This is a genomic window from Terriglobia bacterium, assembly GCA_020072565.1.
In the GTDB taxonomy this organism is placed as follows: Bacteria; Acidobacteriota; UBA6911; order UBA6911; family UBA6911; genus JAFNAG01.
This window is the reverse complement of record JAIQGI010000038.1, coordinates 11,809-38,795: the sequence shown is the minus strand read 5'-3', so window position 1 is coordinate 38,795 and position 26,987 is coordinate 11,809. Positions and strand designations below refer to the sequence as shown.

Below are 26,987 nucleotides of genomic sequence, written 5' to 3'. Positions count from 1 at the left end.
CGGAGGGACGGATGGCAAAATTAAAGCTGGCATCATACTGGGCGGCTGCCTGTGGAGGTTGCGATGTGGCCATCCTGGACACGAACGAGAAGATACTGGATATTGCCGCGGCGGCAGATATCGTTTTCTGGCCCATTGCCACGGATTTCAAATACGCGGACGTGGAAGCCATGCCGGACGGTCACATCGATGTGACCCTCTTTCACGGTGCCGTCCGAAACTCGGAAAATGAGCACCTGGCACACCTCCTGAGGGCGAAGTCCAAGGTCCTGGTGGCTTTCGGCACGTGCGCCCATATCGGAGGGATTCCCGGGCTCGCGAACCTGTTCAGCAAGAAGGAAATCTTCAAGCGGGTCTACCATGATTCGCCGTCCACGGTGAATCCGGAAAAGGTCGAACCGCAGGCAAGAACCCAGGTGCCCGAAGGAGAAATTACCATTCCCGAGATGTACGACACAGTCAAATGCCTGGACCAGGTGGTGGATGTCGATTATTACCTGCCCGGTTGCCCGCCGACACCCAAGCAGATCTGGAACGTCGTGCAGGCGATCGTGAGCGGACAACTCCCGCCCAAGGGTTCCGTGGTCGGGGCATCGGAAAAGACCCAGTGCGACGAGTGTCCGCGCAAGAAGAACGAGAAGAAGATCGCGAGCTTCAAGCGCATTGCTACAGCGCAGCCCGAGCAGGAGAATTGCTATCTCGAACAGGGCTTCCTCTGCCTGGGTCCCGTCACCAGGGGAGGGTGCGATACGCGCTGTCAGACCTCCGGTGTCGCGTGCCGCGGCTGTTACGGGCCGCCTCCCGGAGTGCTCGACCAGGGGGCAAAGGCGGTATCGGCGATAGCATCTGTGATTGAGGCGAAAGAGGAAGCCGAAATCGAGCGCATCCTGGCGCAAGTTCCTGACAGTCTGAGGAGCCTGAATCGCTTTGGCATCCCCGCATCACTCCTGAGGAGGAAGACCTTATGAAGCGCATTTCCATTGACCCGATCACACGCCTCGAAGGACACGGCAAAATCGAAATCTTCCTGAACGACGACGGAGGGGTTGCCAACTGTTACTTCCAGGTACCCGAGTTGCGCGGCTTCGAGAAATTCATCGAGGGCATGCCGATCGAGGAAGTCCCCCGGGTCGTGTCGCGCATCTGCGGCGTCTGCCCGGCCGCCCACCACCTGGCCGCGGGCAAGGCTGTCGACGCCGTGTACAAGATTGATCCACCCGCGGCGGCAAAGAAGCTCCGGGAGCTCTACTACAGTGCTCATTACTTCCACAGCCACATCGCGCATTTCTATGCCCTGGCTGCGCCGGATTTCGTCATGGGACCGGACGCCGACCCTGCGAAACGCAATATTCTCGGCATTGTGGACAAGGTAGGCGTTCCTATCGGCGCAGAAGTGATCAAGCACCGCGCCATCGGACAGGACATTCAGATCATGGTGGGCGGCCGCTCGACGCACCCGGTTTGGACCCTGCCCGGCGGAGTCTCCAAGGGAATCACCGAGGAGCAGCGGAAAGAGATCGTCGAGAAGGCGAAATCCAGCATCGAGTTCGCTAAGTTCTCCTTGAAGCTGTTCGAGGACATAGTCCTGAACAACAAGGCATACCTGGACATAGTCCTGTCCGACATCTATGAAATGGACACGTACTGGATCGGCACCGTAGATCAGAAAAACCGCGTGAACTTCTACCACGGCGATCACCGCGTCGTGGACCAGAAAGGCAAAGAAGTCTTCCGGTACAAGGACCACGAGTATCTGGACTACATAGCGGAGCACGTGGAGAAATTCACTTATCTGAAATTCCCGTTCCTTAAGAAAATCGGCTGGAAGGGTTTTGTCGACGGTCCAGAGTCCGGCCTGTATCAGGCCACGCCACTTTCCCGGCTGAACGCCGCCGATGGCATGGCCACGCCGTTGGCGCATGCGGAGTACGAGAAGATGTACAAGACCCTGGGCGGCAAGCCGGTCAAGAAGCTCCTGGCCACGCACTGGGCACGCCTCATCGAGCTGTTGTATGCCGCCGAGAGAATGCTCGAGTTGGCGGAAGATCCTGAGATCACCTCACCCAACTTCCGGACACTGCCCACCGAAACACCACAAGAAGGTGTCGGGATCGTGGAGGCGCCGCGTGGAATTCTCACGCATCACTTCAAGACCGACAAGAACGGGCTGGTGACCGAAGCCAACCTCATTGTCGGCACGACCAACAATCACGCGCCGATCTCGATGGCCATCAAACGGGCGGCCCAGAAGCTCATTCAACCGGGAAAGGAAGTAGGACAAGGTCTGCTGAATATGATTGAGATGGCATTCCGGCTCTACGACCCGTGTTTCTCGTGCGCCACGCACTCGCTCCCCGGCAAGATGCCGCTGATAGTGGAAGTAAAGACCGCCGACGGAGAGATTATTCATCGTGAGGCCCGCTAGGGTTTGACGGTTGAGGGCTTCATAAGCATGCGCATCATCGGCCTCGGCAACACGATCCTTAGCGACGACGGTGTCGGCATATACGCGGCGCGGGAAATCGGCCGGCGGCTCGCTCACGCCGGCCTCGCATCGGCCGTGGACGTTGTCGAATCGGAAGTTGCTGGATTCGCCCTCATGGAGCTGCTGGCCGGATGCAGGCGAGCGATCCTGGTGGATTCCATCCAGTTCGATAATCTGGAACCTGGGACGGTGGTCCAGATCGCACCTCATGATCTCCGGACCTCTCTCAGGCTCCGCTCGGTTCACGAAATAGACCTCCCTACCGCCCTCGGCCTCGGACGACACCTCGGCTTGCGGATGCCCGAAGACATTACAATCTTTGGCATCCAGGCGGAAGATGCGCAGACATTCGGCGAGTCCCTGAGCCCGGCAGTGGCGCTCGGGATGCAGAGGGCCGTGGATTCGATTATGCGTGAGCTGAGCGATGGCGATCGCCATGCGCTCCTGACCGAAAGACTCGTCTAACCCCGACGCAAACTCGGCGGGACAGGATGGGCCAGCAATCCCATCGAAATCAATTGTGCGCGCAGATCAGATACTTTGTTTTCCCTGATCCGGCAATCCTCGATCATGGCCTGAAGCATCATCACATTCAGAAAAGGATAAGATTCCGGATCAATCGTAACGCTGCTGGGGTGATCGCAAATCAACTTTCCGATTGCCATTAACTGCTCACCGATCCTGTGCGCCTCGGATTTAACAGTTTTTAAATGGCGCTTCTGATCTGCAAACTCCGCCATCATGCGCGCTGGCGCAGCCATCTCCGCGTCATTGCTCATATAGCCTCCCGAGAGATTTGGAGGCAAGATATCAGCTTTGACGGAATCTTTCAATCCTCAGAGAAAAGGAGACCGCGGAAGGCAGACCTGTGATCTTTTCCGCAGTCACTACGCACCGCCTCTCTCGTTTACCATATCGACAAGCAGCTTGAGTCCTTTGTCAACGTCGGGTCCCAGGTGGATGCGAATGACGCGCCGGCCCTTGCTGTTCAGCGACCGGAAGTCGCCAAGTGCCTGGGCCCGCTGCAAGACGGCAAATCCGAAGTCTTCCCCGGGAATGAGAAGGTCTTCGGACGCATCTGCAGTAAGCAGGACGAAGACGCCCCGGTCCGGCCCCCCCTTGTGCAATTGTCCGGTGGAGTGGAGGTAGCGTGGCCCATATCCAAGAGTGGTTGCCACTCGCGCCCGATTGCGCACATGGAGGCGCAGGGCATCCAGCCTCTTGTCGCGCCCTGAAGTCGAAAGGAAGTAAGCCAGCAATGCCACATAATCGGGGGATCGGGCCAGGCCAAGGAATGCATTCACGAAGTTCGCCATGGAATTCCGGCTTCCTTCAAAAAGCCAGCGGGCGCCCCCCGCACAATAAACATTGAGTCGATCGTCACCGATGATTGGACTGCCCTCGGCAAAGGTGCCTTTCTGTTTCCACTCCTGCAACAGGTCCGTCGTGTTCTTCTTGCTTTCCGCGACGTTCGGTTCATCGAAGGGATCGATGCCGAGGACGGCGCCGGCGGCAGCCGTGGCCACTTCCCAGCGCATGAACTCGGCCCCTAGCGCCAATCTGTCCCTGAGTTCGATGCGAACCAGAGGGTGACCGGCCGCCTCCAGAGTCTGCAGCTTTCTCTCGGTCTTCTGATCCGTTTCGTCCTTCAGTCTCATGAAAATGAAGGTGCGGTCCTGTCCGTAGTCTTCAGGTTTGCCGAGTTCCTCACCATCGATGGGTATCAGCCCGCGTCCATCCTTGCCGGTGCTTTCTGCAAGCAGTTGTTCGGCCCAGGCACCGAATCGGCTCACCGAACGGGAGAGTACAAATGTAACTTTGTCACGTCCGTTCCGTTCGTTGATGCCGAGCAGCGCGCCGAGACTGACACCGGGGTTGGCTTCCGGGGGCACGGAAGGCCCGCAGCTCTGGCGCATTTGAAGAGCCTGATCGAGAAGCAACCGGATGTCGACGCCTATGAGCGCCATGGGCAGCAGCCCGAAGTAGGAAACCGCAGAGTAGCGGCCGCCGACGTCGGCGGGATTTTCGAAGATGCGCCGGAAGCCGCGTCCTCGTCCCTCCTCTGCCAGGCGTGTCCCCGGATCGGTAATGGCGACAAAGTGGCTGCCGGCCTTGTCGATTCCCTTCCCGCTCATCCGGCCGTAGAAGTAGCGGTAGAAACTGATGGTTTCCGTGGTGGTGCCCGATTTGCTCGCAACCAGGAACAAGGTGTGCTTGAGATCGATCTGCGACTCCACGTCGGCGATTGCCGCAGGATCGGTGTTGTCGAGCACCAGGAGCTTCGGCCAGCCGGGCGCGGATCCGAAGGTTTCCCGGGCCACTTCGGGACACAGGCTGCTGCCACCCATTCCCAGCAGTACCACATGCTGGAACTGCGCATCCCTGATCTCGCGGGCGAAGCTGGTGAGGTCATCCGCTTTCACCAGGAAATCCTTCATGCTGTCCAGCCAGCCGAGCCGATTGCGGATCGCAGCGACCTGTTTGGGGTCCGACTTCCACAGGAGTGCGTCGCGCGCATACAGGCGCCTGGCAAACTGCTTCGCGTCCAGCGATTCGTATGCGGCGGCAACCTCGGCTTTGGAGGGACCGAAACTCACTATCTGTGGGGATTCCTTGTCAGCCAGCAGCTGCCGGCGCCTGCCGGCGAGGGCGCTCATGAGTGTGTTGTAGGGTTCGATGAACTTTTGAATCCCTTCATTCACCAGCTGGCGCGTGACAAAATCCAGGTCTATACCCGCTTTCCCGAGGTCGTTCACGACCTGCCGCGCTTCCTCTACATCCTTTTCGATGGAGTTCGCTTCAATGATTCCGTGGTCCGCGAAAGCGGAGATGGTCGGTTCAGGCATGGTATTGACGGTATGCGGCCCGATGAGCGGCTCGACATATTTGACGTCCCGATAGAGGGGATCCTTGGTGCTGGTGCTGGCCCAGAGAGGCCTCTGGACGCGCGCGCCTTGGTCGGCCAGTTTTTGCCAGCGATCGCCGTTGAAAATTCTCTTGAAGCTCACATAGGCAAGCTTGGCACTGGCTACGGCGGCCTTGCCGAGCAGCTGCACCGGCGGCGTGTCGTCGACCTCCGCACCGGGGACGATCCTATGCCCGAGAAGCTGGTCGGCGAGCGTGTCGATGCGGCTCAGGAAGAAGCTGGCGACGGAAGCCAGCTGCCGGATGGGCTTGCCTTCCGCCACGCGCCGCTCCAGAGCTCGGATGTAGGTATGCGCGACTGCTTCGTAGTTCTGAATCGAAAACAGGAGCGTGATGTTGACATTCACTCCCCGGTAGAGACACTCTTCGATCGCAGGCACGGCGGCGGATGTGCCGGGAATCTTGATGAAGCAGTTCGGCCGTGACACCGCCTGAAACAGCCGGTTCACCTCCTGGATGGTGCCTTGCGTGTCGTAGGCCAGATAGGGAGAAACCTCCAGGCTCACGAAACCGTCGATGCCATCGGACTGGTCGTATACCGGACGCAGAATGTCGCAAGCATCCTGGATGTCCTTCACCACCAGGGCTTCGTAGATCTCACGAACCCCGCGTTTCTCCTCGACCAGTTGCCTGATCTGTTCGTCGTAGTCGCTGCTCTTGGAGATTGCTTTGTTGAATATTGTCGGATTGGACGTGATTCCCAACAGGCCCTGCTCTGTGACACGTTTCTTCAGCTCGCCGCGCACAATCATGCCCCGGGTAAGATTGTCCATCCAGTAGCTCTGTCCGTAGTCCCTGAGCTTGAGTAGATTGTTCATTGTTCCTCCATCCCACGCATGTTTCACGAGTGATGAGTCATGAGTCGCGGATGATGAGCCAAGCGTACCGGTGGTTTGACATCACCTTCATCGATCACCGTCCTGTCACTCATGACTCATCATCCATCACTTTTTTAAGAGTTTCTTGGTTTTCGCGATGATGTTTTCCACGGTGAGTCCGTAATGCTTGAAGTTTTCCTGGTAGGGGGCGCTGGCGCCGAACGTAGCGATGGCGATGACATCGCCGGCATCGCCTACCCATTCATGCCAGCCTTGCGCTACACCGGCTTCGACCGCCAACCGGGCAGTCACGTTCGGCGGCAGCACTTCATCCCGATAGCTTTGCGGCTGTTCCCGGAAAAGCTCCCAGCTTGCCATGCTCACGACGCGCACGCCGATTTCGTCCTGTTGCAGCTTCTCCTGGGCCGCGAGAATCAGCGGCACCTCAGAGCCGCTGGCAATCAACAGCGCGCGAGGCACTTTCCCCTTTTCCCGCGAGAGAACATAAGCGCCCTTCAGAACGCCTTCGGCTCCGGCCAGCTTGCTCCTGTCGACGATCGGCAGATTCTGACGGCTGAGCACCATCATGGTCGGGCCCGTTGTGCGCGCAAGTGCGGCGCGCCAGGCGTAGGAGACCTCGTTGGCATCGGCGGGCCGGATGACGCACATGTGCGGCATAGCCCGGAGCGAAGCAAGTTGCTCCACGGGCTGGTGTGTCGGTCCATCTTCGCCCAGGCCGATCGAATCGTGGGTCATCACGTAGATGGCGGGCAGCTCCATCAGTGCAGCCAGCCGGATCGCCGGACGGGCGTAATCGGTGAAGATGAAAAACGAAGCGGCGAACGCGCGCACCCCGCCGTGGAGGACGATGCCGGAGCTCGAGGCGCACATGCAGTGCTCGCGCACTCCCCAGGCAATATTGCGGTTCGCGCAGGCGCCCTTCTCGAAATAGGATGTGTTCTTCATCAGCGTCTTGGTGGACGGCGCCAGATCGCCGCTGCCGCCGATCAACCAGGGGAGCCGGTCCGAAAAGGCGTTGAGGATCTTGTTCGAGGCCGAGCGCGTCGCCATGGGGCCGTCGGATGGTTTGAAAACGGGGATATCTTTGTCCCACCCGGGAGGAAGATCGCCGCGCAGCGCCTGCTCGAATTCCCGCGCCGGCTCCGGGAACGCCTTTCTGTAAGCGCTGAATTTCGCCTGCCACTCTGCCTCCCATTTCCGTCCCCGATCCACCGCTTCGCGCATGTGCTGGAGCGCGCGGTCCGGCACCAGGAATTTTGCCTCTTCCGGCCAGCCGTAGAACTTTTTGGCGAGCCTGACCTCTTCCTCGCCCAGAGGAGAACCGTGCGCCTCGAAGGTATCCTGCATGTGCGGGGCCCCATAGCCGATGTGTGACTGCACGATGATGAGCGACGGCCGCTCTTTTTCCTCGCAGGCCTGCTGAAGGGCCGAACTCAGAGCTTCCAGATCATTGGCCTGGTCGCCGATATCCTGGACGTGCCACCGGTAACCTTCGAAGCGCCGCGCCACATCATCCGAGTAAGAGAGTTCGGTGGGCCCTTCCAGGCTGATGTGGTTGTTGTCGTAGACCCAGATCAGTTTTCCCAGGCCAAGGTGTCCGGCAACCGAGGCGGCTTCGTTCGATGCGCCTTCCATCAGATCTCCATCACTGCAAAACGCATAGGTGAAGTGATCGACAATGTCGTGGCCATCCCTGTTGAACCTGGCGGCGAGGTGAGCTTCGGCCATCGCCATCCCCACGGAGTTCATAATCCCCTGCCCCAGGGGTCCCGTGGTGGTCTCCACTCCGGGGGTCAAACCATATTCGGGGTGGCCGGGAGTCTTGCTGCCCCACTGCCGGAAGTTCTTGATATCCTCGAGCGTCAGACTATAGCCGCTCAGATACAGCATGGCATACAGCAGCATCGAGGCGTGGCCGCATGAGAGGATGAAACGGTCTCGATTGAACCAATCGGGATTGCCGGGATTGAAGCGGAGAAATCTCCGCCAAAGGACATAAGCCAGCGGGGCCAGGGCCATCGGCGTGCCCGGATGGCCTGAGTCGGCTTTCTGGACGGCATCCATCGCCAGAGTGCGGATCGTGCAGATCGTCAAATCCTCGATCGACATGCTCTCAAGATTGCCCATAGACCTCGCTCCTTCATCATCAGGCATCGATAGGTTCAGACTAGTGTAACATCAAAAAAATCTCAACGCAGAGGGCGCCGGGCACAGAGAGGAAATCCATGCTTTTCTCCGCATGCCCTGCGCCCTGTGCGTCGAGATTCTAGATGTGTTTCCGCGAGAGGCCGTCTTCCTGATAGAGGAGCAGCACCGGCTCGCTGTTGACGATGGTCTCGAGAACGACGTCGCGCTGCCATAGTCGGCGCAGGTGGGCCAAGGTCTTTTCTGCGTACTCCAACTGCAGGTCGCGGCCGTCGTGGTAGTGCTTGAGATACAAGGTGTGGTTGTGGCTGTAGTCGGAATCCTCCACTTTGATCACGGGCATGCCGTTCACACCCACGTTCTTCAGGAGCGTCTCCTTGACGGCGCGCCATTCCGCCTCGTCGGAAACCCGGCTGACCACCAGATCCTCGTCGCGCTTTTCGAACTCGAAGAGGTTCAGCTCGCGCATGAGCTGCTCGCCGAGGTGCCGGCGCAGAAACGAGGTATCCCGGTCGGCTTCGCGCACTTCAAATAGCAGGCGGGTGCCGGGGAAGCGAGCTGCTTTTTCAGCCTCTTCCTTCTTCACGTTCCCTTCTTCCCCGCGCCTTCCGATATCTTCCCAAACGCGCAAGCCGATGTGGTACGGGTTGAATCCTTTGGGGAAGGGCCGCACGACCTGGTTGTGGCGCACGATGAATTCGAGCTGCAGATCCTGGGGCAGGTTCAGGCTGTCGAGGATGCGCTTGTGCCAGTAGGTTGCCCAACCTTCATTCATGATCTTGGTTTCAATCTGAGGAATGAAGTACTGAGCTTCCTCGTGCACGATCGTGAGCACGTCCTTTTCCCACTCGGCCAGGTAGGGATTGTGGTCACGTATAAAAAGCAGCAGATCCTCGTCGGGCACGAGCGGGACTTTGTGCAGATCGGGCTCGACGTACGGCTGGCGGCGGTGGATCCTGGCGAACTTGTCGGCAGGCGGGCATGCCTGGTCGAGGAGTCGCCGGCGCTCCTCCTCCAGGGTAGGCTTGCGCACGGCAAGGTTCCGGCGGCACTGCAGCGAGACGGCGTGCGCGGCATCCAGCATGCCTTCGACTTTGTCCAGCCCTATGCTCGGGTCTTCGATGTATGCCCGGATGCGGCCGCCGTGGACCTTGAAGGTGGCCTGCGTGTACTCCGGGCGTGTGGTACGAAAAGTAAAATTGTTTTTGAAGAAGTCGTTGTGGGCATAGACGTGGGCAATCGTCAGAATCTGCAGGAGCAGGGAGTTGTCGCGCATCAGGTAGGCAAGCGCCGGGTTAGAGTTGATGACCATCTCGTAGGGAAGGCCGGAGACCCCGTAATCGTAAAGAGTCTTGAGCTTTTCGAAAGCCTTGCCGAAGGACCAGTGCGGATAGTGCGCCGGCATCCCCGAGTAGGACATATAGGCCAGCATCTGGTTGTGATCGCACATCTCGAATTCCTGAGGGAAGCAGCTGAGGCCGAATTCATTTACCTTCTCTCGGATGCGGGCGTCCCACTTTTCCAGATCTTTGATGTCGTAAAGCGGAGCCATGTCGCAACTTCCTCACTGTTCTGCCGCGCGATCCTTTGCGAGAAATGCCTTGAAGCTCGGCCACACATCTTCCTTGCGCTCGATAAGCATCGTGTGAAAGTTGCCGGCTTCGAGACGGCTGAAGATCTTCATCATGGAGTTCTCGTAATAGCTCATGCCCTGCGGCTTGATCTCGCCGTAGCCGAAAAGGTTGGACACCTGGCAGAGCTCATCTGCGCTCTGCAATGCGGCAGCATTGTCGGAATCGAAGTTGTCTCCATCGGAGCAGTGGAACACGTAAATATTCCATAGCGACGGGTGATAGCGGGCCTCGATGATTTCGAGCGACTTTCGGTAACCTGAAGAAACAAAGGTCCCGCCGGATTCTCCTTTGTGGAAGAATTCTTCTTCGGTCACTTCGGCGGCCTCGGTATGGTGGGCGATGAACACCGTCTCAACGGTGCGATATTTAGTGGCGACGAACTGCGACAGCAGGAAGAAAAAGCTGCGCGCGAGGTACTTCTTCATGGTGTCCATGGAACCGGAGGTATCCATGATGGCAATCACCACCGCATTAGACTCCTTCTTGGTATCCGTGATCATGTGGCGGTAGGTCAGATCGTCGTCGTGAAACGGAAAGCGCGTGCGCGTATCGTCCGGCCCGCGGCGCGTGGCATGCTGGCGCCGCACCCTGGCTTTGACCGTGCGCCGCTTGTCCAGTCGAACGCGGATCCCTACCTGGCGATAGCCCTTCCTGCGGCTGATGCGTTCCGCCTCGATTTCGCGCAGCTTCTTGCGCTCGAGGTCGGGCAGCTCGAGGTCTTCAAACATGATCTCGATCAACTCATCCAGGGTGACGTCTGTTTCATAATAGTCGACGCCGGGCTGATCGCCGGCCTGGCCTGCGCCATCCCCTTTTCCACCGGCCTTGCCGATCGTTTGCCCGGGCTGCTCATCGCCCTGTCCTTCCCCTACACCCGGAGCGTTTTCGCCGTGGATAAAGCGATACTCCTTGATCCCGCGGATCGGCACCTTGATGATCCGGTCCCTGTCGCGCCCGATAATCGACTCTTCGGCGATGATGTCGGCGATGTTATCGCGGATGGATTCCCGGACCTTCTGCCGATGGCGCAGGCGGTCGCCTGCAGAGCGGTCGCTGTGCTCGGCTTCAGACTGGCGAAAGGGTCGGAAGATGGTCTCCGAAAAAGGTTTCATGATACAGGCTCACTCAGGCGCGGCCATGAGGCGCACGCGCCGGTTTCACAGAGCGACCGCCCCCGTGCCGCCTCAGTCTTTCCACAGATTGTTGGCGGCGTACTTCAGGACGACGTCGACGCAGCTGTGGCAGTAGCCTATCTGCATCAGGTTCTGGACCATGGCACTGTACTTTTCCGACTGAGCCTCGTCCCGGGTACGTGCTTTGGTGATGATGCGGCTGATGTCGCGCACCGAAGTCATCAGCTTTCTTTCGATGGCTTCCTTGAGAGGTTCATAGCTGGTGTAACTGACCCTTTCGTTGCGGCGTGCCGACGCCCACAGATAGGCGATCACCTCCTGGCGGAACCCTTCCGCCGCGGAGCCGATGATCGCGATCTGCTCTTCAATCGATTTGAGGAATCCCTCGTCCGCCTGCAGCTCCTCCTTGGTGTTTCTATCCTTCACCTTGGTCTTGTTGACATAGGCCTCAGCATGGTCGAGGTAGTTCTGGAACAGCGATTCGGCCTGCTCTTGGTATGAGTAGACGAAGGCCTTGGTAATCTCCTTCTCGAGAATCTCCAGGTATTCCTTGTGCAGAATATCCTGGAGGAAGTCCAGGTACTGCTTGCGCGTATCGTCGGGAAGGTCGGCTTCCTTGGTCATGTTGATCAGGGCCTCGCGCACATTGATCGGGTTGATGCAATTCCCCGCCGCATTATCCGACAGGGCATTGTCGAGCGCCTTCATGATGAAACGAGTGGAGATGCCGCTCATCCCTTCGCGCTTGGTGTCATCGCGCAGTTCCTGCATGTCGACCTTCTTGGTCTTGCCCTTTTCGACCACCTCCTCACCGTTGTAGAGCTTGAGTTTGGTGCGCAGGTCGCACTTCGCACTCGGCTCGAGGCGTGTCAGGATGGCGAACATCGAGGCGACCTCGAGCGTGTGCGGGGCAATGTGGGCGTGGAAATCAGAATGCCGAATGATCTTCTGGTAGATTTTCACCTCTTCGGAAAGCCGCAGGTTGTAAGGCACCTTGATCACCACGATGCGGTCGAGGATAGCTTCGTTCGTGTGATCGGATCTGAACTTCTGCCACTCGGCTTCGTTGGAGTGCGCGACAATCACCGTATCGACGTACACCATGCCGTGGCGGCCGGGTGCCGGTATGACCTTCTCCTGCGTAGCCGTGATCATTGCATGGAGATACTCGGTTTCGTTTTTAAAAACCTCGATAAACTCCACCATGCCGCGGTTGCCGACATTGAGCGCGCCGTTCAGATCGAGAACGCGCGGATCCCCCTCCGAATAGAGGTCGAGCTTTGAGATGTCCTCGCTGCCGATCAGCACCGAGGTGTCCTGGTTGTTGGGGTCTACCGGAGGCACCACGCCGATGCCGACCCGGTTACGCTTGGAGAAGAATTTGGTGATTACTGGGACCTCTTCATAGCGCCCGCCGAACTCTTCCTTAAGCCGGAAACGACAGACCGGACACAGGTCTCCTTCGATGTGAACGCCGAGCATTTTTTCAAACTCGCGCCGGAGGTGGCGTGGTATCAAGTGCAGCGGCTCTTCCCCCATCGGGCAGCCCTCGATGGCAAAAAACGCCTCGCTGTCCTCCAGTCCACGCTCCAGTTTCTCCACGAGCGAGCTCTTGCCGGATCCGACAGGCCCCATCAGGTAGAGCACCTGGCGGCTCTCCTCGCCTTTCAAGGCCGCCGAATGGAAGTAGCGGACGATCTTGGAAAGCACATGCTCGATGCCGAAGAACTCGTCCTCGAAGAAACTGTAAACCTTGAGCGATTCATCCTTAAAGAGCCTTTTGGTACGAGCATCGTCGATATCGCCGATGTCGCGCGATCCTGCGCTTGTGATGACATCGTACAATCGCGCGTGTGTCAGTTTCGTAAGACCAGGGTTATCCCTCAGCTGATCCAGGTACCCGAGGAATGTTCCGCGCCAGACATGTCTCTCCCGCGTGTCCCGATCCTCCTGGATCATTTTCCCGAACTTGCTGGTAACTTGCTCCATCTCCGCTCCTTTGGTATTTCTGCCTAGCCACTCACCCAAGCCAGCAGCTACCTACGTATATAGATGCATATCGAGGTCCCGGTGATTCATAAGATTTCGCTCATAGAAATCAAGACACACGGATGCCCACCCCCGACAGGATCTCGAGCGGAAACAGCGTGCCGCCCGGATTGGGATGTAGTGGAGCGCTGTGAGGAACAACCTCGAGAGAAGCCTCGCTTCTCTTCCGGTTTAGCTGCGGAACGGTCTACGAACATCCATGGAAAAAGGTTAACATCCGTGGATTAGAGGGTCAAGTGGAACCATCGCAGGGCGCAGCCGGCACGGAACCCCCAAAACCTTCCCTCCGGCTCGCTTCATGCCGTCCTCAACCGATGTTTGATCTCCCGCATCCTAGTTCGCCGGCAATACCACGCTCGGTGTTTCCCTGGATTCCGGCACGGATCCCTGAGGCTGGGTTGCGGCGCGCGGTCCAAGAAGATCCGCAAGCTCCTCCTTTTTTACGGTTTCACGCTTGAGCAGCGTTTCGACAAGACGATCCAAGATGAAAACAATCGCCGGCGCGGCTGCCTTGGCTCGTTCAAACAGATCGCGCACACGGCTGGCCCCGACACCCACGAACATTTCCACGAACTCGGAGGCGCTGATGTTGAAGAAAGGAACGCCGGCCTCTCCGGCCACGGCCCGAGCCAGAAGCGTTTTTCCAGTGCTGGGTGCGCCTACCAGGAGGATGCCGCGGGGAATGCGCGCCCCCAGGTCGTGGTACTTCTGCGGGTGGCGGAGAAAATCCACTTCCTCTTCCAGCTCCGCTTTGGCCTCGTCCACGCCGGCCACGTCCGCAAAAGTCACAGCCGGCTGATCTGCCTTGTACTGCCGCGCCTTGGAGCGACCGAAGCTGAAAATCCCGGATTGCCGCTGAGTCGCCTGCCGTCCCATCCAAACGAAAAAGAGAACCAGGAGCAGAAGACTGAGAGTCTATTCTGGATTTTGGATCGACAATCGCGGCTGCCGGTAACCCCCAGCTCAGAACATCCTCGACTTGGAGGCGTTTTAGTCCGGAATCCGAGATCCGAGATCCGACTTCGTCAACCGATATCGGCCAGCTAGTTCTGATAGAAGATCAGAGTATGAGCAGGGATGGCGGCATCGTCGATCTCGTCACCGCTGACGATGCGGCCGTCGGGAAAACGATAGAAAGTGGAAGGGTAATTCCATTTGATGCCGGCAATGCTGGACGGCGGCCTGCGTGACCTCACATAGCCGCCGTAGATGTATCCCACGAGCACGCGCGTACCCTGCGGCAGCCGATCCAGGAGGGCCTGCGAAGCCTTGCTGCTTCTGAGATCGCGCCCTGTCCGTATCAGCCCGTTCGGCAGAAAGTAAATCGTCGATTCCCGGTCGAAGACCTCGCCTGCCAGTGCTTGCGCGCTATCGCCGTCTTTGCCGATCTCGAGAAAGCCTTCCATGGAAGGTTCGTTCTCGCTTTCGCCTTCGGCTACCAGGACGCGCGTGCCCTCGGGAATCCTGTTCCAATCCTGGATCTGGTCGCCGCGCAGCTTCCTGCCGTCAGGAAAGACATAGGTAGTATCGGGCTGGTTATACCTCTCGCGCGCGATGTGCCACGGGGTCCAGTTCCTGGAGACGAGGTTCGATTCCGCCGGGACCTGGACCGCGGGCGCCGGTGCGCGCGCCGATGCAGCGGCAGCGGAGGCCACCGGGCCTGGCGCATAGAGAAAGTGATAAAGCTCGGCGTCGGCCACGACCAACCGTCGTGCTTCAACATCCGCATCATGCTCGGGTTTGGCTGCCAATCCCAGTTTCAACCTGACATCGGCACGCGCAAAGATCATGCCACATCGCTTGCGCCCACGGTGATCGTTGAGATGAAACCGGTTCGGGCGTCCGTAGGCCACCATCGAGTGAGTAAGCACGCGCTTATCGGCGATCCGGTACGTGCGCTGGAGCATGCGCAGCAGGTCGCCCAGCGCCGCGTATTGAGCCTCGTTGATTTCCCGATCGTGATAGCCGACGACCTCGATGCCGAGGGCATAGTTGTCGATGTTGCGATGCCCTTCCCACATGCTCCTGCCCGCATGAGTCGCGATCTTGGCGCGGTCGATGATGCGCAGCACTCTGCCGTTGGTCTCTACGAAATAGTGTGCCTCCCCCCGCCGCCACAACTTGTCCAGCGAACCCGCCTCCGCTCCTTCCGTCGTGTGGAGCACGATGTAGAGAGTATGCGGCCGCAACGGCCGGCGCTTGTTTTTCGGGCTGAGGTGATCCGTAATCTTGAGCTCTGTGGCGGCACTCGTGCCGGCAGCCTCTGCGCGTCGTAACGCCGCCGGAAGCGTGAGGATGGCGCCAAGCCCCAATCGCATAAGCTCCCGCCGCGTGGTCTTTTCTGCGGTCGTTCCCATTGCCGTACCCTTCGCCGAGCTGCCTTTCTAACAGATACACCCCGGCACTTCAAGCGCGGAACACGGCACGAGCTGTGGAATGTCGCATTCTTGCCTGGAGATAATTGTTGTCTCGTGATGATAAGAGGGGTAACTTCGCGTCTGATATGGGATCCAGTGAAGGCTTACTCAAGGACAAATCCTGGAGACCCTGAGCCTTCGGCGAGTACACGTGACAAGCACCGCTGCTGTCATAACCCGCTCCTCCAGTCGCAGGATCGCGGTTGGCACCCTGCTGTGGTCTCTGCTTATCCTGCCTCGCTGGACGGGATACGCTCAGACAAACGGCGTGAAAGTCGAGCCACTGATTCTCCCTTTGCCGTTATCGGTGGAATGGAGCGAGTCTCTGAATCCCTGGGCTCAAAGCAAGCTGGTCACCGATCGCTTCAAGCTCCTGGCCGGCACGAAAAACGTCAAGCTGCAGTTCTCCGATCAAGCCCCCGATTTTCTGAGCGGAAAGCAGTTTCAAGGGTTTCCAGGGGGTTATCAGCTCACAGAGTTCTCCCTCTCAAGAAAATGGGGAGCAGTCCATGGATTCCGGAGCCTCCGCTACAATTCGCGTCTGGTGTCGCCCGAGTTCGCCCGCACCATCACCGGGGCCGGAGTGGAGACGCCGAAGGCTGTTTTCGGCACGCGCCTGTCTGCCTATTTCCTGCAGGCCACTCCCACCTCGCAAGCCCGGAGGTCCAACAGTAATTCTCTGGCAGGATCGGACGGTTCTCAGATTGGCGTCACTGTGGTGCGCGAGCTGAGGAAGGGCACCACCCTCCAGGCCGAATGGGTTCAGGCTCGTTATGCACTCCTCTCGTCCGGCAACCGAAACGGTCTCGCCCGGGGGGCGCATCGCGGCTTGCTGGTCAGGCTCGACGGCTCGCTTGCCCGGACCGATTTCAACTTCGCCTATGTTGCAAGGGATGAAGGCCTTGCCGATCCCGCAGCGCCGGTGTATGGACCTGCACAACGGGGTTTCCGGCTGGATGTGAGCCGGAAGATGAAGCGGCACCATTTTCAATACGGCGGCCAGTCAAATAGCCAGGGGGCGGCTCCCGCGCTAGGGTGGGTGGTCCGGGATGTCTCGGAGAACAGCTTGCGCTGGACCTATGTTCACCCGCGGCTGCCTCAGATTTCCGCATCACAAGGCTGGAGCCGGCTGACGGTGGCAGGCAGACGGGAGGAAGAAAAAACTTTTCGGCTCTCCCTCGACAAGTCGCTCCGGCGACTCCATGCCAGCCTCGCCTACCTCCGCGGAGTGCGCGCCGACGCTGGATCGGCGCTCCTACTGTGGGAGCGCGCTGTTCTCTCCGGCGATGCCACTATCGAGATCCGCCCGAATCGCAGTCTCCACATGCGTTATGAAACGAGCGGGTTGAGGCAGCACATGCTTCTACAGGTCGTATCCACTTCCAGCCTGCAGTTCGATACGCGCATGAACGTGGGGGGAGACAAACTATCGCTGGCTCCGGCGTTCGACCTCCGCCGGCAGGAGGGCAGTTCGCCTGCTCTCGGTCTGACAGCGGCACGCATCCTGCTATGCACCATGGTCAAACTGCCGCGCCGGATCCCCGGAACCGACTTTCTTATCAACTTTGCGTTCAATCACGTCAGTTCATCGGGATACGCGAGCTGGAATCACGCCGAGCTGACGATGCGATGGAGTTTCAAACGCTTTTGAACCCCACAGATCAAGCGGATCACTACCTCTTAAAGAGGTCCAGAAATGCCTGCCGGTGGCTGTTTTCGGGTTTGGGAGGAGCTGCGCCACTTCCTTGTTTTTCAACCAGGACCTTGGCTTCGAAGAAGGGACAGAGGTTATTGGCGCTCTTGTTGGGTACGCGCACTTCGATGGGCTTGACACACTCGTTGCGCGCGGAAGGATCGAAGTTCAGACAGTTTCGACACGTGTGCAGATCCGTCCCGCAATTCTTGCACTGGTCCGTTACCTTGATCTGATCGGTAACCTGGATTTCCGCGGCACAATTGTTACAGCGAGTGATCAAATGGAAGCGCGTTTCGATGCGGGCACCGGCACCTTTGGGACGCGGCGGCGGTTTGGGTTTCCTCTCGCGGTCCTCATCCTGATAACCATGTTGACGATACTTTCTGCTCATTTTCCTCCTTAAAGACATTGTGCTGGAGAAGACCTGCAAGGACGGGATTCACCAGATATGATACACATCCCCGACGATGCGGTCCAGACGTTCCAGAACGCGATCGGATGAAACCCGGTGACAGGCGCAGCGTCGCCGGGACAACTTCGCCTTCACCCGCCATGACTCACTGATAATTCCGGGCCTGCCGCCGACTATCGGCGGACGTTGATCCCGGAGCAACTCTTGTACTGCGAAGATAGACACCAGTGGTGAACAGCCTGCTGGTGTCAGGATTCGGCGACCTCAACCCTCCCCAGGGCATCGGTTATGGCGGTTTCCCCTCGTCCGGGAAGCTGCAGTCATGAGTCGCCACTTTCTTTGCGGAGGGTGGGCATGCGGCGTTCAGTGCGCCGGACCTGTCATAGCCTGTTGATTCAACTGGGAACAATCCCGCTCAGGATCTTGCTTAACTTTGAGACGGTTTAGCGGAAACCACCAGGCACACTCTGCTGCACGAACGTCGCAAGACCAATCCTGAACGGCTCGCTTGGACTACATGTGTCGCTCTAGTGCGTCGCGAAATACTGGATCAGGTCGCGGACCTGCTTCCCACCTTTCCGGACCACGGTGGTTGTATTATACGGCTGCGAATGAGCTTTACGCAAATTACAGGCTTTGCGCTGTTCCGAGGCTAGACGCGTTGTTTGCTAAAACAGAATTGTATTTTGGCCCAAATCAGGGTGCTACGTCCACAACTTTTATCGGAGCCCGTGTGATTCAGACACTGCGAGCAGGTGCGTCGAATGGCAGGGCGCGGCATAGCCGCATGCAAGATATCTCAACGTAGAGCTCCTGCGACGACTATCGTCGCCGTTCATTGAGAAAAGAAACTTTTAGTTATTCGCGCCGCGAGGGGAACCTATGGTGAATATATGGTGAATACATATTGAATTCGCGGCCCTCCTGGCGGAGGTTTCCGGAGCGTGCGCTGAGATCGCGCAGACCGCAGAACCTATAAGGTTCTTTCGCGTCGGGCAAGGTTGCGGCGGTCAGTAGTGCGCACAACACGAATGGAGCCCTGGAAAAGGGGACGCGGCCGAGCTTTGCGTCCCCCCTTCGCAGCAACTCCAATTCCCGATTAACGGATTACTTCTTCTTTGTGGCGGCGGGCTTTGGCGCACTCGCAGGGGATGCCTTCACCAAGGTCGCGATGTTCTGGCCGTTCGCAACCACGTAGTGCAGGGTCACCTTGGCGCCTTTCGCCAGGTCGCCCTCTTTCTTGGTATCGGCATTCAGAACAAAAGTCGTCGTTACATCTTTGCCAGCCATTTTGTGGGTAAGGACCAGGCTCGAGGCGTCGACGGAGTCGATCGTTCCCACCGCCTGCTTCGTGGTCGGCTTGGGGGCCGGCTTGACGGTTTTGGGAGCCTGAGCGAGGGCAACAGCAGACACGAGCAAACACAATCCGATCATTACAGCAAATACTCTTTTCATACCTTGTTCTCCCTTGACTATCGGTTCAGTTCCGCGCGTGAGCTTATCAGCCGGATCATTAAGGCAGGATTAAGGGCAGGTTATTTTAATTTAATTCGATAACTCTGGAGTCTTGGGATCGCGGTCAGTCTGTTTAAAACGACTCGCGATTTTTCAGAGTCGGCCACGAATCGCACGAACCTCACGAAAATCGCAATCCGTGTAATTCGCGCCCTTCGCGGCTGCTTTTGTATGCTCGGAACTGCAGAAGTCAGTCCTGCAACCGGGCCAGCTCCGTCTGGAGCTTTTCCCATTGTTCCATGAAGGATGCCAGCTCCTGCCGGAGCTGCTCATGTTCCTCCATCGTGGCCCGAAACAGCGTATAGTCGCGATAGAGTTCTTCGGAGGCGAGCCTCTGCGCCAGGGCGGCGATGCGCGTCTCGTGGGTGTGAATCGCGGATTCAAGTCCTTCAATCTTCTCCGTCAGCTGTTGAATCTTGTAGGGATTGACTTTCTTCCTCGCGCGCTCGCGGGATACTTCCAGCTCGCGGCTCCGTGCCGCGGCTTCGGACACTGACCCGGTCTGTGGCTCCGCTTCTTCCTCCATCTTCTTTTTGAGCAGGTAATCCTCATAGTTGCCGAGATAGGACGTCGCCGTGCCGCGGCCGACCTCGAGCACCTTCGTTGCCAACCCGTCCAGGAAATAACGATCGTGGCTCACAAACACGAGCGTTCCGCCATATTCGCGCAATGAGTCCATGAGAATGTCTTTGGAGCGGATGTCCAGGTGGTTGGTGGGCTCATCCAGGAGCAGACAGTTGGCGGGTGAGAGCAGGAGCTTGCACAGCACGAGGCGGCTTCGTTCACCACCGCTCAGCACCGCGACTTGTTTTTCGACCGTGTCGCCGGAGAACAGAAAACAGCCGAGCAAGGTGCGTAGTTGGGGCACGATGTAGTGAGGCGCGACCTCAAACACCTCTTGCCAGACCGTCTTTTCGGAAGTAAGAAGGTCATCCTGGTCTTGGGAGAAAAAAGAGACCAGGACGTTGTGCCCCTCCCGGCGCATTCCGGACATCAACGGCAGTCTCCCGGCAAGGATCTTCATCAAGGTGGACTTTCCCGCACCGTTGGGTCCGACCAGTGCGATTCGATCCCCCTTCTCGAGATTGAGATTCAGATCCCGGAATACGACGGTTGCGCCGTAGCCGGCGGTGACGCCCGCCAATTCGAGGACTACCCGCCCCGTCCGCGGTCCTTCCGGGAATCGGAAATGAATCGGCTTGACTTCCGGAGGCAACTCGATCCGCTCCATGCGTTCGAGGTCCTTGAGTCGGCTCTGAACCTGCGCCGCCTTGGTCGCCTTATAGCGGAACTTGTCGGCGAAGGCCTTGATACGGGCGATCTCCTGTTGTTGCGCTTCATAGGCCGCGATCAACTGCGCCATCCGTTCCTCTCTTTGCCGGACGAAGTCCTGGTAGTTGCCCCTGTAGAAATGGACCGCCCGGTTACGGATCTCCAGGACCCGCTGGATCGTGGCGTCGAGAAAGTACCGGTCGTGGGAAACGAGCACGAGCGCGTGCGGATAATCCTGCAGGTATCCTTCAAGCCAGTTGCGGGATTCCAGGTCGAGATGATTGGTCGGCTCGTCCAGCAACAGCAGGCTCGGTTGCTGCAGCAGCAGCTTCGCCAGCGCAATGCGCATCTGCCAACCGCCGCTGAATTCATCGCACTGGCGGAGCCAATCGCCCTGCGAAAAACCGAGACCGTTCAGAACAGCACCGACCCTGGCTTCCAGGGCATACCCTCCATGGAGGCGGAACTGCTGCGTCAGGGACGAGTAGCGCTCTGTCGTCCTGTCATACTCGGGACCGGAGTGCTGCATTCCGGCCAGTTCGTGCTCCAACCGGCGGCACTCCTGCTCCAGGCCGCGCAGTTCCTCGAACACCGACAGGGCTTCCTCGAAAACAGTGCGGCCCCGGACGAAAAGGCCGTCCTGCGGGAGATAGCCGAAGCTCAAATCCCGCGAGCCGACAACCTCGCCCTCATCGGGTGGGAGCATGCCGGCCAGCATCTTCATGAGCGTCGATTTTCCGGTTCCGTTGTCCCCTACCAACCCGATGCGATCCCGCTCGTTGATCTGGAAATCCAGCGCGCGGAAGAGCCAGTCGCCGCGGAAAGCCTTGCCGAGGCCCTTGATTTGAAGCATCATTCCCTCGAAAATCCATTAGTTTAACAAAAACGGATGTCAGGACTTGAAAATTTCGCTTTTCACGCAAGTGCCCGATGGAGGCCGGATTTCTGAAAAGCGAAATCCTCAAGGCAGGATACCTGAGGGCGCAGCATATCGTGGTCGTACCTGGTACAAAGGCAGTGGCTCTGGTCAGCGGCGGCATAGATTCGAGTACCACCCTGGCGTTGGCCCGCAGAGAAGGATTCGAAGTCTATGCTCTGACCTTTGACTATGGCCAGCGCCACCGTTGCGAACTGGAAGCAGCTCGCCGTGTCGTGTCCTCCCTCGGGGTGACGCGACATGTCATTGCCAGGATCGACCTGCGTGTTTTCGGCGGCTCCGCGCTCACGGCAGACATCGAAGTCCCCAAGGGACGGCCCGCAAAACGACTGCCCGCGGAAATACCCGTGACCTACGTGCCGGCGCGCAACACGATCTTTCTCAGTTTTGCGCTGGGATGGTGTGAGGTGTTGCAGGCGCAGGATATTTTCATCGGAGCCAACGCCGTCGATTACTCCGGATACCCGGATTGCAGGCCCGGCTTCCTCGAACAATTCGAGCGCCTGGCCCAACTCGCCACCAAGGCCGGCGTGGAAGGTAGAGCGCGTTACCGTATTCATGCGCCCCTGCTCGACTTGAGCAAGGCCGCGATCATCCGGGTTGGTCATGATGCCGGCGTAGATTTCTCCCTCACGCACAGCTGCTATGATCCCACGCCGGAAGGGCTCGCCTGCGGCTCCTGCGACTCCTGTACGGTGCGGCGGCTTGGTTTCATGGAATCGGGCATCACAGATCCGACGCGGTATGCAGACCTCCGACATCCGGCCTGACCAGGAGTCAGGAGTCGGGGGCCAGAATGACGGCTATCAACGAGGGGCGTGATTGCCCACCCAGGTCATTATGGGGATAATAAACTCACCGGTGCCGGTAAAGCTCTTTACCGGGATCTTGACATCTCTACCGGAGATCATTCCCGAAGTCCAAGGGCGCCTCACCGACCGGTATGGTTCCGTCGACCTGGCCAGCGATGCTTTTCCCTTCGAATTGACGCACTACTATGACGGGCAAATGGGCAGTCCGATCATCCGCAGTTTCCTGGCCTTCCGTACGTTGATCGCTCCGACGGCGATTTCATCCATCAAAAGAGCCACCAACGACCTGGAAGCGGCCTTCGCAGTTGAGCACCGACAGGTGCAGCGGCCGGTAAATCTTGATCCCGGCTATCTCGAAGAGTCGAAGATCATCCTGGCTTCAACAAAGAACTTCTATCATCGTATCCTGCTCTCGGACGGCATCTATGGTGAAGTGACTCTCCACTATTCGGCAGGGTCGTGGCAGGCCTTCCCTTGGTCATTCCCGGATTTCCGCAGCGGCCGCTACCATGAGTTCTTCACACGACTCCGATACATCTATCGGGAACAGTTGAAGGCGCTGCCGGGCAGCGGGGAGCGGACATAAGCCTGAGCTGAGATTCCGGAGCGTGGGCTAAATAGAGGAACCTGCCCACAAGCGTTTAGAGGCCCCCTCACCTTTTTCCTCCCTCACACCTGTGGACAAGTTCCGTGCTATCAACCTCCATTGCGGGAGGTGCCCCAAAGAATGCAGGCAACCCCACGGTCTTGAAACGGTTGATGTTAGGGGCGTTGCACCCCTTTGATCACAGAAATCGGTCCATCCTTGGACTTCGTTGCCCACCAGGTGCGGCGCTTAATGCGCCCAAGCGGAAGGCTACAGCAGGAAGCCAAGCTATATCTACTTGGCGTACGATAAGTTAACGGCACTCCCTGCAGCAAAAACGTGTCTTCTGCTTTTGCGCCTGAGAGAACTCATCCGTTGGATAGATCCGACATCTCCATGAATAACACAACTGGCGATTGAGATAAAGAAAGAAAAAAGATTGCATCGGCAGCATAAGAATTCGCATTCTCGCGCTTACACTTGCGATTACGTCAGCAGCCGCTCGAGTGCGGTCTAGCCTCCCGTCGGCGATCCCTGCAGCAGCGCTTCGCAGGCCAGCAGTTGCGGGCCGTTTTCCGTGCAGACTGCGTAGCGGGCTCTATCGCCCGCATACATGGTGACGCCCGCGTGTTCCCCCTTGGCGTTGAGCATGTAGAAATTAATGCCGAAGTTCGGATTGCCGTTTGCGTTGAGGAGCCGTTTCTCCACCGTGTTTTCTTTGATCCGCTTCAGCCCTTCCATGCCCGCGTCCTTGGGAGGAATGCCCTTGCGCATGGCTTCCAGGACGAGGAACGACGTGAGGTTATAGAGATTGGCCTCGCCCCTGCCGGTTGAGCCCACTGCGCCTATGGCGCCGTCCACATAGAGACCCGCACCCAGGATGGGGGAATCCCCTGCCCGCCCGGCTATTTTGAAGGCCAAGCCGCTGGTCGTCGTCACGCCGCAGATCTCGCCCTTGGCATTCATGCCATCGCAATTGATCGTGCCCCAGAGGTGCTCCAGATCGATCAATCCCTCGTTGGCCATCTCCAGCGCCGCCTTCAGGCCCGCCTCGACGCGCCTTTTCGGATCGAGGTAGTGGTCAGAGTCAGTGCGGCGCTTCCAATCCAGCCAGGCCCTGCGCGATCGCTCGGTGTTGAGGTCGTCTTCGATTTTGAATCCCAGGCTCCTGGCAAAGCTCTGTGCGCCCTTCCCTACCAGGAGGTGGTGGTCCGTATTGTCCATGACGGCTTTGGCTACGAGCGACGGAGTGCGCACTCCTTCCAGAGCCGCAACCCCGCCGGCACGCTTCAGCGGGCCATGCATGCAGCATGAATCCAGTTGCACCACGCCGTCGGCATTGGGCAGCCCGCCGTAGCCCACACTGTTGTCCTCCGGATCGAGTTCCACAATATTGACCCCGGCGATGACGGCGGCGAGAACGTCGGCTCCCTGTGTAATCATGGAAAATGCCTTCTCGACGCAGGTCTGCGTGCCTCCGTTCTTAAATCGGTGCCCATTGGCGGACGAAATCACGATCGGCCTGACGCCTTGTCGCGTCAGCACCGCAGGGGCCTGTCCGAAAACCTTGTGCGATGAGGCGGCCGCCAAGCCTGCAGCCGCGGTGGTGAGAACGAATTCCCGGCGTTTCATTTTCCCGCTCATCTTCATGCCTCCTGAGAGCCAAGCGAACGCGGGCCGCGCAACGCCGCGTTGTGCGATTCCGCGAGCAAATCCAGTCTGATATTTTGCATCACTCTATGTACGCAGAAGGGCCCCTGTCAATTTCTTTTACAGTCGATGCCGGCAAGGCGGACAGGAACATTCCGACCAACGGAAGCGGTGGCTATTTGCGAATCGGCCGGCGATAAGTTGGCCGGTCGGCCGGGCCGTCGTGCGGCTAGCGCTTGTGGGATCGGTCCGGAACCTCTTTTCTTACCTCGGCCTGCAAGGGTATCAGCAAACTCCGGCACCATCACACAACTGAGGATAACAATGCGCCAGGTGTGTTACCATAGCTTCATATTAGAATATTCTTATCATCGTCGTTGCGCATTTCGGTTCGTCTGCCGTCGCACGATGATGAAATAGCAACTGGAGACACAAGTCAATGAAGTCGCCCATCAGATTCATCCTATTGATAGGCTTCGGAAGCCTGCTGATCCTGATCGGTTTCCTGGTACTGAGTTCTTTTTGGAAGGCCGAACACCTCTACGACGAGATGGCGGCCATCCATGACGCGTACCGAAAAGCCGATTCCGTGCTCGATGGCATACATGCGAATGTCTACACGACCAGTATCATCGTGCGTGACTATCTTATGGATCCGCGTGTCGAGGCAATGGAACTCTATCGAAACGACTTGGTGACACTCCGCGCTTCCATGGAGAAACATCTGGCTGACCTGCACTCGATCGCCGGGACAGGAGACAGCGGCACTTTCGATCGCCTCCGTCGGGCGATAGATACTTATTGGAACTCGCGTGACTCCATTTTTGACTTGACTCCCCAACAGAAATCGAAAGAGGGTTTCAGCCTTCTGCGAAGCGTTATTCCCCACCGGCAGGCCGTCATTCTGCTCACCCAGGAGATCAATGATCTGAATGCGGCGAATCTCCAGAAAGAAGAGCAAAAGATAAGCCAGAGCCAGGCGGAATTCCGCCGCTACATGGTGGGTGTGTTTGTCGTTGCCTTGTCCCTGGCCCTGCTTATCGCGGGCATCAGTTGCTTCCATATTTCGCGGCTGGAGCGGAACTCCGAGAGGGAGCGCCGCAGGACCGAACAAACCGAACTGGAGCTGAGGGATCTTTCCCAAAAGCTGGTACAGGCCCAGGAAGAGGAGCGCAGATCGATTTCCCGGGAGTTGCACGACGAAATCGGCCAGATGCTGACCGGGCTCCGTCTGGAACTCCGCAACGTGGAAGAACTGCGCACGTCGGCCGGTCCGGATTTCATGGAGCACCTCGTCGAGGCCAAAGATCTGGCCGAGAGGTCCCTATGTTCCATCCGCGACCTGGCGATGGGATTGCGCCCATCTATGCTGGATGACCTCGGCCTTGGGCCGGCGCTGCAGTGGCAGGCCCGGGAATATGCGCGCCACAACGGCATACCCGCTAAGGTCGAGGTGGAGGGGGCGCTTGAGGGGCTGTCGGATAAGCTTCGCACCTGCGTCTACAGGGTAGTCCAGGAATCCCTGACCAATTGCGCCCGGCATGCGCACACCAAAAATGTGCGCGTCACGGTCCACAGCAACAACGGCAATCTTGCCATTACGATTCAGGATGACGGCGTCGGATTTGACCCCGCCGGCTCAGCGCGCCGGGGGATCGGGCTGGTCGGAATGGAGGAACGTGTGCGCGAGCTCGGAGGGACGATGAAGATTTCTTCGCAGCGGAACCAGGGAACCCGCCTGGAAATAGCCATTCCGATGATGCAGCAGCAGGCATCATGAGCAATATAGGAATCCTACTGGCCGATGATCATGGCGTGGTGAGAAAGGGGTTGCGGTTTCTGCTGGAACGCCAGCCCGGCATGGCGGTGGTAGGAGAAGCGAAGGACGGCCGGGAGGCAGTACGCCTCGCCGAAGAGTTGAATCCCGCGATCGTGATCATGGATATTGCGATGCCGCTGTTGAACGGGATCGAGGCGACCGCGCAGATTATCAAGCGCAATCCCGGGATCGGGATCATCGTTCTGAGCATGCACGCGGACGAAAGCTACCTCGTGCGCATTTTGACCGCCGGCGCCAAGGGATATCTGCTCAAGGATTGCGCAGAAATGGATGTGGTTCGAGCCGTCGAGGCCGTAGCCCAGGGCAAGCCTTTCTTCAGCCCGCAGATCGCGAAAACCCTGCTGGAGGACTACATGCGTCAACTGCAGGAGCGGGGGCTTGAAGATTCCTACGATCTGCTGACGGAGCGCGAAAAAGAAATCCTTCAACTGCTGGCCGAGGGAAAATCGAACAAGGAAGTCGCCACTATTCTCGGACTGAGCGTCTATACCGTTGAAACCCACAGGGCCCATCTGATGCAGAGGCTGAATCTCCACACCACCGCAGAGATCGTTCTCTATGCCGTCCGCAAGAAGATCCTTGTATGAGCGCGGCCGATGCTTGCCCCGCCTCCACGCACCCGGCGGTTCGAGGATCGCCG

Annotated in this window: 19 protein-coding genes and 1 pseudogene; 8 read left to right on the top strand and 12 right to left on the bottom strand. The window is 58.4% G+C overall.

The window, feature by feature from the left end; genetic code table 11:
- The first annotated feature begins 11 nt into the window (after positions 1 to 11).
- The 3 genes from LAP85_20675 to LAP85_20665 are packed head-to-tail and all read left to right on the top strand — an operon-like array spanning position 12 to position 2,950.
- Positions 12 to 968 carry an oxidoreductase gene (locus LAP85_20675; protein ID MBZ5498818.1) on the top strand — a complete coding sequence of 319 codons (957 nt, stop codon included), beginning with the start codon at positions 12 to 14 and terminating at the stop codon, positions 966 to 968.
- Positions 965 to 2,425 carry a Ni/Fe hydrogenase subunit alpha gene (locus LAP85_20670; GenBank protein ID MBZ5498817.1) on the top strand — a complete coding sequence of 487 codons (1,461 nt, stop codon included), beginning with the start codon at positions 965 to 967 and terminating at the stop codon, positions 2,423 to 2,425. Before LAP85_20675 ends, LAP85_20670 begins: the two co-directional genes overlap by 4 nt.
- A 27-nt stretch (positions 2,426 to 2,452) precedes the next feature.
- Positions 2,453 to 2,950: a hydrogenase maturation protease gene (locus tag LAP85_20665; GenBank protein MBZ5498816.1), complete on the top strand. Its 498-nt coding sequence runs from the start codon at positions 2,453 to 2,455 to the stop codon at positions 2,948 to 2,950.
- Here the strand turns inward: LAP85_20665 and LAP85_20660 are convergent.
- The 8 genes and pseudogenes from LAP85_20660 to LAP85_20625 all read right to left on the bottom strand — a co-directional run bounded on the left by LAP85_20660 (position 2,947) and on the right by LAP85_20625 (position 15,567).
- Positions 2,947 to 3,264 carry a hypothetical protein gene (locus LAP85_20660; protein ID MBZ5498815.1) on the bottom strand — a complete coding sequence of 106 codons (318 nt, stop codon included), beginning with the start codon at positions 3,262 to 3,264 and terminating at the stop codon, positions 2,947 to 2,949. The two genes, LAP85_20665 and LAP85_20660, sit on opposite strands and share 4 nt — an antisense overlap.
- A 108-nt stretch (positions 3,265 to 3,372) precedes the next feature.
- On the bottom strand, positions 3,373 to 6,228 hold the full coding sequence (locus tag LAP85_20655; protein MBZ5498814.1) for a bifunctional transaldolase/phosoglucose isomerase: 2,856 nt from the start codon (positions 6,226 to 6,228) through the stop codon (positions 3,373 to 3,375).
- 126 nt (positions 6,229 to 6,354) lie between these two features.
- Entirely contained in the window at positions 6,355 to 8,376 is a 2,022-nt protein-coding gene (gene tkt, locus LAP85_20650; protein ID MBZ5498813.1) for a transketolase, read from the bottom strand.
- 139 nt (positions 8,377 to 8,515) lie between these two features.
- Entirely contained in the window at positions 8,516 to 9,946 is a 1,431-nt protein-coding gene (locus LAP85_20645) for a SpoVR family protein (protein MBZ5498812.1), read from the bottom strand.
- Between the two features lie 12 nt (positions 9,947 to 9,958).
- Positions 9,959 to 11,140 (bottom strand): sporulation protein YhbH, encoded by a 1,182-nt coding sequence (yhbH, locus tag LAP85_20640; GenBank protein ID MBZ5498811.1) that lies wholly within the window; start codon positions 11,138 to 11,140, stop codon positions 9,959 to 9,961.
- Positions 11,141 to 11,212: 72 nt separating this feature from the next.
- Positions 11,213 to 13,150: a serine protein kinase gene (locus LAP85_20635; GenBank protein MBZ5498810.1), complete on the bottom strand. Its 1,938-nt coding sequence runs from the start codon at positions 13,148 to 13,150 to the stop codon at positions 11,213 to 11,215.
- A 531-nt stretch (positions 13,151 to 13,681) separates the two neighbouring features.
- Positions 13,682 to 14,056 (bottom strand): annotated as a pseudogene (locus LAP85_20630) (AAA family ATPase).
- A 197-nt stretch (positions 14,057 to 14,253) separates the two neighbouring features.
- The gene (locus LAP85_20625) at positions 14,254 to 15,567 is read right to left on the bottom strand and encodes an N-acetylmuramoyl-L-alanine amidase (GenBank protein ID MBZ5498809.1); all 1,314 of its coding nucleotides are present in this window, start codon (positions 15,565 to 15,567) and stop codon (positions 14,254 to 14,256) included.
- A 211-nt stretch (positions 15,568 to 15,778) separates the two neighbouring features.
- Between LAP85_20625 and LAP85_20620 the strand changes: the two genes are divergently transcribed.
- The gene (locus LAP85_20620) at positions 15,779 to 17,278 is read left to right on the top strand and encodes a hypothetical protein (protein MBZ5498808.1); all 1,500 of its coding nucleotides are present in this window, start codon (positions 15,779 to 15,781) and stop codon (positions 17,276 to 17,278) included.
- Positions 17,279 to 17,300: 22 nt separating this feature from the next.
- Here the strand turns inward: LAP85_20620 and LAP85_20615 are convergent, their stop codons facing one another.
- The 3 genes from LAP85_20615 to LAP85_20605 form a co-directional block, all read right to left on the bottom strand.
- Positions 17,301 to 17,714 (bottom strand): hypothetical protein, encoded by a 414-nt coding sequence (locus LAP85_20615; protein ID MBZ5498807.1) that lies wholly within the window; start codon positions 17,712 to 17,714, stop codon positions 17,301 to 17,303.
- A 1,128-nt stretch (positions 17,715 to 18,842) separates the two neighbouring features.
- The gene (locus LAP85_20610; GenBank protein MBZ5498806.1) at positions 18,843 to 19,190 is read right to left on the bottom strand and encodes a hypothetical protein; all 348 of its coding nucleotides are present in this window, start codon (positions 19,188 to 19,190) and stop codon (positions 18,843 to 18,845) included.
- A 250-nt stretch (positions 19,191 to 19,440) separates the two neighbouring features.
- The gene (locus LAP85_20605; protein ID MBZ5498805.1) at positions 19,441 to 21,375 is read right to left on the bottom strand and encodes an ABC-F family ATP-binding cassette domain-containing protein; all 1,935 of its coding nucleotides are present in this window, start codon (positions 21,373 to 21,375) and stop codon (positions 19,441 to 19,443) included.
- A gap of 77 nt (positions 21,376 to 21,452) precedes the next feature.
- Here LAP85_20605 and queC point away from each other — a divergent pair, with 77 nt between their 5' ends.
- Positions 21,453 to 22,229: a 7-cyano-7-deazaguanine synthase QueC gene (gene queC, locus LAP85_20600; GenBank protein MBZ5498804.1), complete on the top strand. Its 777-nt coding sequence runs from the start codon at positions 21,453 to 21,455 to the stop codon at positions 22,227 to 22,229.
- 70 nt (positions 22,230 to 22,299) lie between these two features.
- Complete coding sequence (locus tag LAP85_20595; GenBank protein ID MBZ5498803.1) at positions 22,300 to 22,857, top strand: DUF4416 family protein; 558 nt, start codon at positions 22,300 to 22,302, stop codon at positions 22,855 to 22,857.
- Between the two features lie 513 nt (positions 22,858 to 23,370).
- Here the strand turns inward: LAP85_20595 and LAP85_20590 are convergent.
- Positions 23,371 to 24,501 (bottom strand): N(4)-(beta-N-acetylglucosaminyl)-L-asparaginase, encoded by a 1,131-nt coding sequence (locus LAP85_20590; GenBank protein ID MBZ5498802.1) that lies wholly within the window; start codon positions 24,499 to 24,501, stop codon positions 23,371 to 23,373.
- Between the two features lie 445 nt (positions 24,502 to 24,946).
- Between LAP85_20590 and LAP85_20585 the strand changes: the two genes are divergently transcribed.
- Together LAP85_20585 and LAP85_20580 are read left to right on the top strand one after the other, a co-directional pair.
- A complete protein-coding gene (locus LAP85_20585) occupies positions 24,947 to 26,287 on the top strand; it encodes a hypothetical protein (protein MBZ5498801.1) in 1,341 nt (446 codons plus the stop codon).
- Complete coding sequence (locus LAP85_20580; GenBank protein MBZ5498800.1) at positions 26,284 to 26,934, top strand: response regulator transcription factor; 651 nt, start codon at positions 26,284 to 26,286, stop codon at positions 26,932 to 26,934. Before LAP85_20585 ends, LAP85_20580 begins: the two co-directional genes overlap by 4 nt.
- Positions 26,935 to 26,987 lie beyond the last annotated feature (53 nt).

What these genes read in the sequence shown, in the direction of transcription:
- LAP85_20605 (MBZ5498805.1), bottom strand. Translation starts at nt 21,375, where the DNA reads ATGCTTCAAATCAAGGGCCTCGGCAAGGCTTTCCGCGGCGACTGGCTC.
- LAP85_20610 (MBZ5498806.1), bottom strand. Translation starts at nt 19,190, where the DNA reads ATGAAAAGAGTATTTGCTGTAATGATCGGATTGTGTTTGCTCGTGTCT.
- tkt (MBZ5498813.1), bottom strand. Translation starts at nt 8,376, where the DNA reads ATGGGCAATCTTGAGAGCATGTCGATCGAGGATTTGACGATCTGCACG.
- LAP85_20590 (MBZ5498802.1), bottom strand. Translation starts at nt 24,501, where the DNA reads ATGAGCGGGAAAATGAAACGCCGGGAATTCGTTCTCACCACCGCGGCT.
- LAP85_20665 (MBZ5498816.1), top strand. Translation starts at nt 2,453, where the DNA reads ATGCGCATCATCGGCCTCGGCAACACGATCCTTAGCGACGACGGTGTC.
- LAP85_20635 (MBZ5498810.1), bottom strand. Translation starts at nt 13,150, where the DNA reads ATGGAGCAAGTTACCAGCAAGTTCGGGAAAATGATCCAGGAGGATCGG.
- LAP85_20595 (MBZ5498803.1), top strand. Translation starts at nt 22,300, where the DNA reads ATGGGGATAATAAACTCACCGGTGCCGGTAAAGCTCTTTACCGGGATC.
- LAP85_20615 (MBZ5498807.1), bottom strand. Translation starts at nt 17,714, where the DNA reads ATGAGCAGAAAGTATCGTCAACATGGTTATCAGGATGAGGACCGCGAG.
- LAP85_20585 (MBZ5498801.1), top strand. Translation starts at nt 24,947, where the DNA reads ATGAAGTCGCCCATCAGATTCATCCTATTGATAGGCTTCGGAAGCCTG.
- LAP85_20660 (MBZ5498815.1), bottom strand. Translation starts at nt 3,264, where the DNA reads ATGAGCAATGACGCGGAGATGGCTGCGCCAGCGCGCATGATGGCGGAG.
- LAP85_20670 (MBZ5498817.1), top strand. Translation starts at nt 965, where the DNA reads ATGAAGCGCATTTCCATTGACCCGATCACACGCCTCGAAGGACACGGC.
- LAP85_20675 (MBZ5498818.1), top strand. Translation starts at nt 12, where the DNA reads ATGGCAAAATTAAAGCTGGCATCATACTGGGCGGCTGCCTGTGGAGGT.
- yhbH (MBZ5498811.1), bottom strand. Translation starts at nt 11,140, where the DNA reads ATGAAACCTTTTTCGGAGACCATCTTCCGACCCTTTCGCCAGTCTGAA.
- LAP85_20655 (MBZ5498814.1), bottom strand. Translation starts at nt 6,228, where the DNA reads ATGAACAATCTACTCAAGCTCAGGGACTACGGACAGAGCTACTGGATG.
- LAP85_20625 (MBZ5498809.1), bottom strand. Translation starts at nt 15,567, where the DNA reads ATGGGAACGACCGCAGAAAAGACCACGCGGCGGGAGCTTATGCGATTG.
- LAP85_20580 (MBZ5498800.1), top strand. Translation starts at nt 26,284, where the DNA reads ATGAGCAATATAGGAATCCTACTGGCCGATGATCATGGCGTGGTGAGA.
- queC (MBZ5498804.1), top strand. Translation starts at nt 21,453, where the DNA reads ATGGAGGCCGGATTTCTGAAAAGCGAAATCCTCAAGGCAGGATACCTG.
- LAP85_20645 (MBZ5498812.1), bottom strand. Translation starts at nt 9,946, where the DNA reads ATGGCTCCGCTTTACGACATCAAAGATCTGGAAAAGTGGGACGCCCGC.